Consider the following 12420-nt stretch of genomic DNA (forward strand, 5'->3'; position numbering starts at 1 on the left):
TCATCATTCTATAATATGAATTGTAATAAATCTCAGACAACCTAGTAAGTCATAAACGTCAAAAAATGAGTATGACAAATGTCATATAAGTATTGTGATAATATCATTACTGTTTCCTCCCATTATTTCAGGCCAAAAAAAGCAATGGAGTGAGCAAGTCGCACACTCCATTGCTTTTAAAATTTATAACATTACGTTCCTAGTTTTCACTCGCATCAAATCTTCGCTTACCAAGCTCAGCTTCCAACATATAAAAGGCGTTGCTATCATTTTCAATTCGCTGAAGCTTTTGGATCAAGTTATCAAATGTTGCTTCTTCCTCGACTTGTTCTTCAATAAACCAGTTTAAGAATGTCATCGTTGCATGCTCACGTTGGTCTAAAGCCATGTCAGCAAGCTTATAAATTCGCTTTGTCACTTCTTTTTCATGTTCTAGTGATTTTTCAAAGGAATCTAAAACAGATGAAAAGTCATTATTAGGTGTTGGCATACTAGTTATTATCGCTCTCTCACCTAAATCATTAATAAAATTGTAAAATTTCATCGCATGAGATCGTTCTTCTTCCGCTTGTGTTAGAAAGAAATCTGCAAAACCATCGAGCCCCTCACCGGAACAATAAGCTGCTGTAGCGAGATACGCATGTGCAGAATAAAATTCATAATTCATTTGATCATTTAATCCTTTAGCTAACTCTTTCGTGACCATATTAATCACCAACCCTTTAGATTTTATAGTTTCTTAACGATCTTACTTTAAACTAAGCATAACATTATACGTATACCTATGCCTAATCATACACTAACTGATTCCTCTCTTGCCATTTAAATACAAAGTATTCAACCATGGCAATGTGGAAGATTCGAAAATTTATTAGTGAGGATTTTTCTGAAATTCTTTTTATTGTTTAACGCTTACCTTCAAAAAATCATAGTCCCCCTTCATCTTTTGGAGTCTTCTTTTTTTCTTCTAATAACTTTTTTAACGTTGAAGTTGAACATTCATACAATTGACAATCCCTACATTTATAAACGCCTTTATCCAAAAGTGTCTCTATAATGCAATCGCGTTGACAATTGAAATCTATACCCTTGAGCTCTTTCATTCAACCTCACCCCAACTATGTGATTAAGAAAACGAAGCAATTATTCTCCTAAACATCAATCAAATGATAATGATAATCATTATCATTATATATATTACATGTAATAATTTCAAGTTAAATTGTCAAACTATCGATAATTGTATGTTTATAGTGCTTCTTTGTCATTCCAGTTCGCTACGTCTCATACAAAGACATTTTAGAAGTTCATCATCTTGTCAAAACTGTTCGAATTAAACAAGTCATTAAGAAAGAGATGAAAAGCACACTAAAAAAACAGGTATCCTAACAAAAGGGTTCCTGTTTTTAAAATGACATCAGTTTATAGACGATACAGGTCTGTACGTCGATCTGTAAAAATTGGAATTGTCTGTCTGACTCTGTCCACCTCAGCCATATCAATTTTTCCAAATAAAATCGTTTCTTCTTCTTCAGCTTCTGCGATTACTTCTCCCCATGGTCCTACAATAATCGAATGACCTCCAAATTCGTTATTTGGATCTTCGCCCACCCGATTACAAGCAACTACGTAACATTGATTTTCTATTGCCCGGCTAATTAATAATGCCCTCCAGTGATCAATCCGTGGTTTCGGCCATTCAGCGACTACAAATAACACCTTCGTATCATCAAGCATATGGGTACGAATCCACTCAGGAAAACGTATATCATAACAGATCACTCCTGCACATAACTCATTCTCCAGTTGAAAGAGACCGTCACTATTCCCCTGAACAAGATATTTTTCTTCGTCCATTAATCGAAACAAGTGTGCTTTGCTGTACTCTTTAACTAGATCTCCGTTGCGATTAATCACGAGCATCGTGTTAGTAAAACCTTCTTCCGATCTTTTCGCAACAGATCCAGCTACTAAGTTAACATTGTACTCTTTTGCCAACTTTGAAAGGAAAGCCATGCTTTTTTTCGCTTCTACATCGGCAATCTTGTCTAAAGAAGTTAAATCATATCCCGTCGACCATAACTCCGGTAGAACAATCACATCTACGTTTCCTTCACGAACGGCCTGTTTCATTCGACTCTCTACATTATTAAAGTTCTTTATAGGATCACCGAACGCAATATTCATTTGAATTAATGCAATATTTAAACTCACGCACTACACTTCCTTTGCATAATTAAAGTCTACTGAACAAATTACATATTTGTATGGAGACGTTTTTATCAGATAGTAACCCTAGCAACAAAGGATCTTCTAGCCAAAATTTTATATACTTTCCTATTTATGAAATGAGGAAATTATGACACTAGAATCTTGTTATGTCAAGATTCAGAATTATATAATTATAACCTTTACAAAATACGCCACATTCACTATCATTGTTAACACATAATAGGAAATTTGAGGTGTACATATTCTTATGGAAATTAATTTTAAACCTTCAACTGCTTTACAACGCTTGCCAGAACAATTTTTCGCAAATCTCGTAAAAAAAGCACAGCAGTTAATGCACGATGGTCATGACGTTATTAATTTAGGGCAAGGAAACCCTGACCTTCCAACACCGCCGCACATAGTCGAAGAAGTAAAACGTGCTGCTTCAAATCCAGTCTATCACAAATACTCTCCTTTTCGTGGACAAGCTTTTTTTAAAGATGCCATCAGTCAGTTCTACAAGCGAGAATATGATGTCGATCTTGATCCTGAACGTGAAGTTGCAATTCTGTCAGGTTCTAAAACAGGGCTCGTTGAATTAAGCCAGTGCCTGTTGAATCCAGGTGATCTCGCAATACTTCCAGATCCTGGTTATCCAGATTACCTTTCTGGCTTAGCCTTAGCACATGCAAAAACAGCGTTCATGCCGCTGCAAAAGAAAAATAATTTTCTTCCAAACTATGATGAATTAAATCAGTCTACGCTCAATCAGGCTAAATTAATGTTTCTAAACTATCCAAATAATCCTACCGCTGCAATGGCTACAAAAGATTTTTTTGATGAAACGGTTTCAGTTGCTAAAAAACACAACATTTGTGTTTGCCATGACTTCGCCTATGCTGCAATTGGTTTTGACGGGGAAAAACCAAGAAGTTTTCTGCAGTCTGATGGGGCAAAAGACGTCGGAATTGAGATGTATACCTTATCGAAAACATTTAATATGGCCGGTTGGCGTGTAGCATTTGCTGTTGGTAATGCTTCTGTCATTGAAAATATTAATTTAATTCAAGACCATATGTACATGAGCATATTTGGGGCAATCCAGCAAGCAGCCGCACATGCACTCCTCGGTCCCCAAGATGATGTTCTTAAACTGGCTAAGACATATGAAATGAGGCGTAATGTGTTGATTAATCAATTAGTCGATGCTGGGTGGGATGTTCAGGCGCCGTCTGGAACATTTTTTGCTTGGCTTGCTGTTCCAAGCGGGTATACATCACAAAACTTTGCAAACATTCTCTTGGAAAAAGCCCATGTTGTAGTCGCACCAGGGATTGGTTTCGGAGAATACGGGGAAGGGTTTGTTCGCATTGGGCTCATAGCAACTGAAAGCCGACTACGTGAAGCTGCTTTAAGAATTAGAAAACTTGACCTGTTTTAAAACTTAACTTTGAAATAGAACAAAAATAAACATTAAGAAAATATCAGCAAAAGTCCAATCTCATTTCTTTCCCTTTGCATACATTAATTTTAAGTGGGTTATTCCACAATGAATGAAAAAGGAGTGTATGTGTAATGTCTCATACTCAAGGATTAGGGTCAGGCTTTGCGTTACTCGTCGTGTTGTTTATCCTTCTAGTTATTATCGGAGCTTCATATTCAGGATATTAATTAGGAATTGAATAAAAGGGTGTCTATTTGGCACCCTTCAATTTTTTCTCTCCAGTTCTATTTCTTCGCTAAAGATGCATCATCAGCTCAATTCCAATTTCCTCGTGTTCTTACATTTTCATAGTGTTTACTTATGGTACGCATGTCCCTTAATGATACGAAATGATCTATAAACTTGCTCAGTTAAAATTAAACGCATTAGTTGGTGTGGAAACGTCATGTTTGAGAATGATAATTGCGAATTAGCTCGTCGTAGAACCGTATCGCTCAGTCCAACCGATCCTCCAATAATAAAAGCAACTTTGCTTTTCCCGTAAGTTGCTAATTGTTCTAATTCCTTTGCCATCTGTTCTGAACTCCATTTACTTCCTTGAATAACGAGAGCTATGACATGGGTATCCGCACTAATTTTCGCTAAAATTCGCTCACCTTCCTTCTCCTTTACTTGCTTGATATCCGCTTCATTCATGTTGTCAGGCGCTTTCTCATCTGATACTTCAATCATATGGATATTGGTATATGATGATAAACGCTTTATGTACTCATCAATTCCTTGCTTTAAATACTTTTCTTTTAACTTACCAACGGCAATAATCGAAATGTTCATTTTCCGCTCCTTTTTTAGAGTTATCCCCAAAACTTATCCACATATACACAACCTATACTCTTATAGCTTTTGCAAGACGATAAAATGTGAATAATAAATATTACTTTTATTAGTTTCTTAAGGTTTGTTCACTGTGGAGAAAATAATTTCTTTATGTAATCATTCCTTTTGTTTCACTCTTTTCTGTGGATAACTTTCTAATAAGGAGTGATTATATTGCGATTGTCTACTGGCTTATCCACAGTTATGATGAAAGTGGAGTCACTTGGTATACCGCATTTTTTTTACAGAGGAAACATTTTCTTTGTATAGTTATTTCAGGTGACATTTTTTCAAAAATCGGTGGTAATCCCCCGTCTTCTAAGGCTTCTTCAATTGCTTCTTCTGCATGCTCATAACAACTATAAATCATTTTTATCCCTCACTCTCAGTTAATTTATCTATCTTCACAATAAAAAAACATTAGTCCAATCTTAATACTAATTTTATCCACATTCTTTTGTGAATAACTTTTAATAAAATTACTGCCTCTCAAAATCATTATAATCTGTTGTTTTAATAAATAATAATTTTCCACCATGCCTACTTTAGTTTTTAGAATAGGTTACCTCAGTTTTCTACTTTTGTAACCATCCACATGCGATACCGCTATTATACCAACAGATAAAATTTTTACAGACTTTTACTACTATTATACACTCTCATCAAATATTAAAAATCAGAAGGGATTGATTCTCCCTCCTGATTAGTTTAGAAAACTTGTTTATCTAATGTAAGTTCAACCGATTGTTCATCACCATTTCGATAGAAAGTAACTGTTATTGTTTCGCCTATACTAACATCAGTATAGAGGAATCGACGTAAATCATGAGAGTCATTAATTTCCTTATCGTTCAATTTAGTGATAACATCATCTTCTTGTAAGCCCGCTTGGTCTGCTGGTGTATTCGGTTCAACACCTTCGACATAAACGCCACCTTTGATATCCTCTGGCAAACCTAGTGTATCTTGCCAGTGCATGCTTGGAATCTCTTGTAGTGAACGAAGCATGATTCCCATTTGTGGTCGCTGGACTTCACCATATTCCTCTATATCCTCAATGACCGGCAACACAATAGAAGATGGGATCGCAAAACCGATTCCCTCCACTTCTTGCTGAGCAATCTTCATTGAATTAATTCCAATTACTTCTCCTTGAATATTTAGCAATGCCCCTCCACTGTTTCCTGGGTTAATAGCTGCATCCGTTTGAAGAACTTCTGCATTCCAATCTGTTTGTCCATTACCTGTTAAGTCAATAGGTATACTACGTTCCACTGCACTAATAATACCTAACGTCACAGAACCTTCAAATGACAGTGGATTACCAATTGCTATTGCGGGTTCACCAGCTTGCAAACTATCAGAATTTCCGAATTCTGCAACTGTCTCGATCCCGTCAGAGTCAATTGTCAAAACAGCTAAATCGGTTAAATCGTCTCCACCTACAACATCGGCAGAGACACGTGAACCATCATTAAGAGTCACATCAAGATTACTAGAACCACGCCCCACTCCCTCAACAACATGTTGATTCGTTACAATGAAAGCACGATCTCCATCAATCTTGTAAATAACTCCTGAACCTGTTCCGCCAGCAAATCCTTCTCCAAACAATCCAGAAGACTGCTCCATATTCACAATGCCGACAACTGCATTAGAAACTTTCCCTGCTGCTTCAATCACTTCAGAAGTTGTTTGTAAATTCAATGTTTCTGAAGCCAATTGATCTTCTTCAACATCATCATTACTCATTACTTCTTGATCAGTAGACGATTCATTTTTTGGAACTACTTCATAAGGAAGAAAACCGTTATTAGCCAGTAGTGGGATTGAAAACACTACAATCAGTGCACCAAGTACCGCACCCATAAAGCCTACGAGTCCAGAACGTGATCGGTTTGTTCTTTTTTTCACGGAACGCTTCTCGATCGAAGAAGGCGAGTGATTATCATAATAGCCCATATTTGTCCCCCCCTTTAATAACAAGATAACAAAGTTGACCTTTTTCATTATTTTCTACTCATTTTAGTCATTTTTATGGCTAACGTCTATCATTTTGAATTAAATGTGATGTTCTTTCATATATACATATAATTTCCCACAAAAAGAAAAGATAAACGTTATAAACCCTAAATCCTACTTATACAACCTTCAATTGGGTTGGTACGACAGGATCAGTATCATACAACTTTACTTGTCGCCCAACCTCAATACCTTGTGCCTCAAGCGTTTGTTGCACAGTCATACGAGCTAAGTCTTTCATATTATTATCAAGACTAAGATGTGCTAAATACACATCAGCTTTTGATTCTCTCAATATATCTGCTAAAGCAATTCCTGCATCAACATTGGATACGTGCCCTTCATCTCCGAGTATTCGTCGTTTAATTGTCCACGGGTACTTTCCCATCCTGAGCATATCTGTATCATGGTTTGATTCGAAGATCAACGTATCTGAACCTTTCGTAATTCCCACCATCTGATCACTGACATAACCAGTATCCGTTAATATTGTCAGTTGTCTTCCACCGTGATGAAATGAAAAGAACATAGGATCAGCGGCGTCGTGTGAGACACCAAAAGATTCAACTTCAATATCAGCAAACGACTTCACTTCGCCCCGTTGATAGGTAAACTTCTGATCTAGTGGAATAACACCAATTCCTTTTTCCATCGCGTTCCATGTTTTATCATTTGCATAAATCGGAATCTTGAACCTTCGTGCAAGAATTCCGACTCCTTTAATGTGATCACTGTGCTCATGACTGACTAAGATTCCATCTAAATCCGCAGGAGATACGCCAATTTGCATAAAACATTGCTCAATTTTTTTGCCGCTAAGACCTGCATCTATAAGTAATTTTTGCTTTTCTGTCTCCACATAAATTGCGTTACCTGTACTTCCACTGGCCAGTACACTAAACTTTAAACTCATATATTTATCCTCTCCCACTTAACTAATCGTTTGAATTTCTCCGTTAAGTGCATCGACGAAATAATATTCATCATTAACTTTGAATCTCCACACAGGGGAATACATTTGAAAGTTTGCCTCTAACTGAATCAAACTATAATAACCGAGTTCGGGCTCTTCAATAACTGTATCTGGTGGAATATAGTGATCGTTCATCAATGTTTCCAAAGCCTTTAATGGAGACAACAACTCTTGTTCACGACCTTCCTGTTCGTTTACCGTTATAAAGGTTTGCTCATAGGAATCGACTTCTAAGTCGTCTGTGACATACAACTTCAGATGGAAATCTTCTCGCTCGTATTGGTCAATTTTCCTATCTCTATATGTCTGATATAAGCCAATATACTGCTCTTCTTCATTATATTTAGCGATTTGATACATTTCGCCTTCATAGACAAACTGCTGCAAAAACGCGCTAACGGTAGCTGTTAAATTGGCAGCATTTAACGAAAATGGATTTTCAAACTCAGCTCGCAGGGTAGTATCATCTATTAATGTAAGCGTCTGCCGTTCAAGAGTTTCTCCAAAGAGTTCTTCAAACAGTTCTTCTTGAAACTGTCGAACAGTCCCAGTAATTGGTGCACCTTCATTCACTTCTTCTGCATTTTCTATTTCTACTTCAATCCGGTTATCTTCCAAACGCTCCTGTATTGTTGCATGCGTCATGGCATTGAGTTTTGCTTGTTCTTGCTTTTCGTGTAATTGATAACCTAGAAACAGATTTAGGCATAGGAAAGTTACAATGAAGATCATCTTCGCTCTACTCCAATCCATTTTCTATTCCCCCTTGAGACAACTCAGACGAAATATCTACCTGTGTCCATCTTCCTCGAACCTTCACATACCAAGCTGGTTCAAAAGTGGCAAAAGAGCGTTCACGAATCATGTTATGTCCTATTTTTATATCTTCTACAGAATCCATATCAAAAATCTCATTCTCAAAAATGTGTTGTTCAAGTACATCAAAAGGTTGTAATCTGACATTTGATTCAATTTCAAATGGATTTTCTCCTAATTTAAACATAGGTCGAGTATACTCGGTAATCTGATTACTATCTGCACGCGACACATGAATAGTATACAATTGATCGTCGTTCATATTTGAACCTAACACGGGAAAGCCACCTACATGGAGACGAAACGTTGCTTCACCTGTAGCACTAGATTCTCTCCATCGCTCTGCGTAATAGTCCCCTGTCCACCCAGAATGGCTATTAATAAACTCCAACCCGTCTTCTAACATTGGCGTTTGTTGACCTCCGCTATCCGGTCGTTCAAATTTTAATATCGATCCACTCTCTTGGATTGTCATCATTCGTTTTCCATCCGTGAATGTTTCCCCTTGTCTGCCTTGAGGAATACGCCTTACAAACTCCGGCTCTGGAAAAAGAATTTGTGAAAAAGCTTGAACGGACAGATCTTGAGATTCATAAGTAAACTTCCTCAAAGTCATCGGTTCTGTCACCACATAGCGAACTGGTTGGAATTCGCTATTATCTTTCTGTTGAAAAACTTTTTTTTCAACAGATGCACGATCATTTTCAGTGTCATTATAAAAAGCTTCCAAATCAGTCTTTGATATAGACCTAGCAGACTCATATATTTCTTCGTTTTCAGTGTCCACGAACTGTAACCTTACTTCGTCACCATAATTATTTTCCATAAATATGATGCGATTAACATACTCGATCGGGATATTTTCTTCTTCAACAGTAAACAGTTGATTTAGCCAATCACCTTTAATTGCTTGATCAAAAACAATTTCAATCCCATTGTAAAACCTATCCAACGAAGGTGCTCTAGATGAAGGTTCTGCTACAGGATTAATAAATTCAATATTAACCGACTCTAGTAGATCATCCAGTTCTTCATAGTTTTCTTTGGTGGGGTGTATAAGATATATCTGTTCTTCATTATGAACGAGAACTTCATTTGGATAAAGAACATCTAACAAGCTACGCGAATCGCCAATAGCTTCAATTTCCACATAACCTTCCCCAGACTCTTCTAGCTCATTATAAGCAGGCGTATATGTCCAAATCTCCCAAGTTAATCCAACACTTGTTAAAATAAGAATCCAGAGGATGGCTGTTTTTATATTTTCTATAATCATGTCCCATCCCTCTCTTCATTATGATAAGGCAAAGTAAATGAAAACATTGTTCCCTTTCCCCACTCACTACTAACCCAAATACTACCTCCGTGAGCCTCAGCAATTTCTTTAGCGATGGCCAATCCTAAGCCTGTTCCACCTAGATTTCTTGAACGAGCCTTATCGACTCGATAGAAACGATCAAATACATGAGAAAGATTATCTTTCGGGATCCCAACCCCTTCATCCTTAACACTTATCACGATTCGTTCTTTTTCGGTTTTTAGTGTGCAAGTTATTTTTCCACCTTCAGGGGAGTACTTAATTGCGTTTGATACAATATTATCAAGTAACTGTGTTAATTTGTCACGATCACCGCTCACAGCAATACTCTTATCAGGTATGCGCCGGATAAATTGAATATCTTGATTTTTAGTAGCCATCTCAAATCTATCAATAACTTGATTAACAAAAGTCGTTGCATTAATACTTCCCATAATCACTTGATAGTCTTTGCTATCCATCTTTGATAACTGTAATAAATCATTAACAAGACGTATCATCCGCTCTGTTTCATTGGAAGTAACTTGAATAAAGTGCGGTGCGACTTCAGGGTCTTCCAACGCGCCATCCGCCAATGCTTCCAAATAGCTTTTCATTGAAGTAAGAGGTGTTCGCAATTCATGAGAAACATTCGCAACGAATTCCCGTCTTTCTTCCTCGACTTTTTCCTGCTCAGTCACATCATGTAGAACGGCGATTAAACCATTTTCTTCGCCATTTTCTTTTTCAATAACAGAAAAATGAGCTTCAAGAATTATTTCTTCTTGAACGTTGTCGAAATCTAATAAAATCGGGTCTACCATCCTATAAAGGTCATTAAGTCTCATAAATTTATCTAAATTTAGCATTTTCATAATTTCTGTGTCCATAGCTTTCTCTTGACTTTGACCTAACATTTCTTCTGCACGACGATTCATAAGAATAATTTTACCCTTACTATCTGTTGCGACAACACCATCAGTCATATGTGTCAAGACTGATGATAGCTTTCTTCTTTCACCTTCTGTCGTTGCGTTTGCATCTTCAAGCTTATTCGTAAGTTCATTGAAAGTCGATGCCAGTTGTCCGATTTCATCGTATCCATAGACTCGTACGTTTCTAGAGAAATCGCCTTCCCCCATGACTACTGCCTGTCTTTTCATATCTACGATCGGCCTTGTTATTGTTCGCGACAGAAAAATACCTAAAGCAGCAGTTAATATAAGTGCAATAACAGTTCCTGTTAACAAAATTTGATTTATTTCTTGCATCTGGTCATAAATCTCACCCATCGATGCTTCAATATATATTACTCCAATAATTTGACTTTCTTCCGTTTCTATAGGAACAGCAAAAACTTGTGTTGGTTGACCTGTACTCGTATTAAGTAAGATCTCCCCTGGATCGTCAATTCCAGCCAATGTCTGTTTGACACGCGATTTCGTCGTTCGTTGTCCCTCATAAATTTGGTGTGCACTATCTGTTGCAGTGATGACAATTTGCTGCTGATCAATGACTTGTACATCGACATTATCCATATTAAACAGTTGCGTCAGTAGAAGATCAATTCGTGATTTAAGCGGAATCTCTTCTTCCTCTTCCTCTCTCATCATCTCCTGCCCGACATTTAAGGCAACAAGATCAGCTCTTTCGTTTAGAGTTGAATTAAAATTTTCTATAAGTTGTTCTTCAAGCTGTCTAGTAAAATACACGCCAATGACTTGCATCGCGATCAGAATCAATAACACGTAAATCACCACAATTTTTACGTGGATTGATTTATAAAGGCGAATTTTTTTCATAATTAATTCTCCTGATCAGACTGCCGTAAGTAATATCCAACTCCACGACGTGTCACAATCCACGCAGGACTACTTGGATTATCTTCAACTTTTTCACGAAGCCTCCGAACAGTTACATCGACGGTGCGAACATCTCCAAAATAATCATATCCCCATACAGACTGTAACAGATGCTCTCGTGTCATAACTTGTCCAATATGACGAGCAAGGTAATAAATTAACTCAAATTCACGATGAGTTAATTCAATCTGATCTCCTCGCTTTGTTACCATATAAGCATCCGGTTGAATGAGTAACGGGCCAATTTCAATATTTTTCTTCTCTGTGTCAGATTCTTGGACTTTTTCGTTTCTTCGAAGGTTCGCTTTTACACGAGCTATTAACTCTCTGGTACTAAACGGTTTTGTCACATAATCATCGGCACCTAATTCCAACCCTAATACTTTATCAATTTCTGAATCCTTCGCTGTCAACATAATAATTGGCATATCATACGTTTTTCGAACTTCACGGCACACTTCTAATCCATCTTTAAATGGAAGCATGATGTCTAATAAAATTAAATTTGGCACGTATTCTTTCACTTTTTCAAGTGCTTCGTTCCCATCATACGCACACACTACATCAAATCCATCTTTCTCTAAACCAAATTTTATAATATCCGCAATCGGTTTTTCATCATCAACTACTAGAATTTTTTTCTTATCCATTCTCTGACCAGCTCCTCTTTGTGATTCACTTCTTCTATTCTATCACATAGGATTTTCACATCTCTAGCCTTAGAACAGGAAGTTTATTGAAATTCACTTAAATTTAGATAATTAAAAGAATCAATATCCGTATTTTTCATTTTCAAACGGTTATTTCCTAGGAAATGATGTTTTCTAACAAATTTCGACTACTTTCTTAAAGGATTTTTAAAAGCATATACTCCTACGTTACCCTATAATCAAAAGAAAATATCTAACAATGTATT

13 protein-coding genes are annotated in these 12420 nt (G+C 36.9%); 2 read left to right on the forward strand and 11 right to left on the reverse strand.

The features are described from left to right. Window positions 1–199 precede the first annotated feature (199 nt). From ACM26V_RS17495 to ACM26V_RS17505, 3 genes are all read right to left on the reverse strand, one after another. Entirely contained in the window at window positions 200–706 is a 507-nt protein-coding gene (locus tag ACM26V_RS17495; RefSeq protein WP_416148026.1) for a ferritin, read from the reverse strand. Window positions 707–926: 220 nt separating this feature from the next. Further along, entirely contained in the window at window positions 927–1103 is a 177-nt protein-coding gene (gene fbpA, locus ACM26V_RS17500) for a Fur-regulated basic protein FbpA (RefSeq protein ID WP_416148027.1), read from the reverse strand. Between the two features lie 319 nt (window positions 1104–1422). Continuing rightward, the gene (locus ACM26V_RS17505; protein ID WP_416148028.1) at window positions 1423–2214 is read right to left on the reverse strand and encodes a carbon-nitrogen family hydrolase; all 792 of its coding nucleotides are present in this window, start codon (window positions 2212–2214) and stop codon (window positions 1423–1425) included. A gap of 265 nt (window positions 2215–2479) precedes the next feature. On the opposite strand from ACM26V_RS17505, the gene ACM26V_RS17510 reads away from it, so the two are divergent. Both ACM26V_RS17510 and ACM26V_RS17515 read left to right on the forward strand, forming a co-directional pair. Then, the gene (locus tag ACM26V_RS17510) at window positions 2480–3655 is read left to right on the forward strand and encodes a pyridoxal phosphate-dependent aminotransferase (protein ID WP_416148029.1); all 1176 of its coding nucleotides are present in this window, start codon (window positions 2480–2482) and stop codon (window positions 3653–3655) included. A 134-nt stretch (window positions 3656–3789) separates the two neighbouring features. After that, the gene (locus tag ACM26V_RS17515; RefSeq protein WP_416148030.1) at window positions 3790–3885 is read left to right on the forward strand and encodes a YjcZ family sporulation protein; all 96 of its coding nucleotides are present in this window, start codon (window positions 3790–3792) and stop codon (window positions 3883–3885) included. A gap of 127 nt (window positions 3886–4012) precedes the next feature. Here the strand turns inward: ACM26V_RS17515 and rlmH are convergent, their stop codons facing one another. The 8 genes from rlmH to yycF all read right to left on the reverse strand — a co-directional run bounded on the left by rlmH (window position 4013) and on the right by yycF (window position 12154). Continuing rightward, a complete protein-coding gene (gene rlmH / locus ACM26V_RS17520) occupies window positions 4013–4492 on the reverse strand; it encodes a 23S rRNA (pseudouridine(1915)-N(3))-methyltransferase RlmH (RefSeq protein ID WP_416148031.1) in 480 nt (159 codons plus the stop codon). A 244-nt stretch (window positions 4493–4736) separates the two neighbouring features. Beyond that, window positions 4737–4904, reverse strand: a complete 168-nt coding sequence (locus tag ACM26V_RS17525; protein ID WP_416148032.1) for a CxxH/CxxC protein — start codon at window positions 4902–4904, stop codon at window positions 4737–4739. A 338-nt stretch (window positions 4905–5242) separates the two neighbouring features. Continuing rightward, window positions 5243–6496 carry a S1C family serine protease gene (locus ACM26V_RS17530; protein WP_416148033.1) on the reverse strand — a complete coding sequence of 418 codons (1254 nt, stop codon included), beginning with the start codon at window positions 6494–6496 and terminating at the stop codon, window positions 5243–5245. Between the two features lie 178 nt (window positions 6497–6674). Continuing rightward, window positions 6675–7469: an MBL fold metallo-hydrolase gene (locus ACM26V_RS17535; RefSeq protein WP_416148034.1), complete on the reverse strand. Its 795-nt coding sequence runs from the start codon at window positions 7467–7469 to the stop codon at window positions 6675–6677. A gap of 18 nt (window positions 7470–7487) precedes the next feature. Next, a complete protein-coding gene (locus ACM26V_RS17540; protein ID WP_416148035.1) occupies window positions 7488–8282 on the reverse strand; it encodes a two-component system regulatory protein YycI in 795 nt (264 codons plus the stop codon). Then, window positions 8269–9621: a YycH family regulatory protein gene (locus ACM26V_RS17545; RefSeq protein ID WP_416148036.1), complete on the reverse strand. Its 1353-nt coding sequence runs from the start codon at window positions 9619–9621 to the stop codon at window positions 8269–8271. Before ACM26V_RS17545 ends, ACM26V_RS17540 begins: the two co-directional genes overlap by 14 nt. Beyond that, window positions 9618–11444 (reverse strand): cell wall metabolism sensor histidine kinase WalK, encoded by a 1827-nt coding sequence (gene walK / locus ACM26V_RS17550; protein ID WP_416148037.1) that lies wholly within the window; start codon window positions 11442–11444, stop codon window positions 9618–9620. Before walK ends, ACM26V_RS17545 begins: the two co-directional genes overlap by 4 nt. A 2-nt stretch (window positions 11445–11446) precedes the next feature. Next, window positions 11447–12154, reverse strand: a complete 708-nt coding sequence (yycF, locus tag ACM26V_RS17555) for a response regulator YycF (RefSeq protein WP_416148038.1) — start codon at window positions 12152–12154, stop codon at window positions 11447–11449. Between the last annotated feature and the right edge of the window lie 266 nt (window positions 12155–12420).

Source organism: Salipaludibacillus sp. HK11 (assembly GCF_047795645.1).
GTDB lineage: Bacteria > Bacillota > Bacilli > Bacillales > Salisediminibacteriaceae > Salipaludibacillus.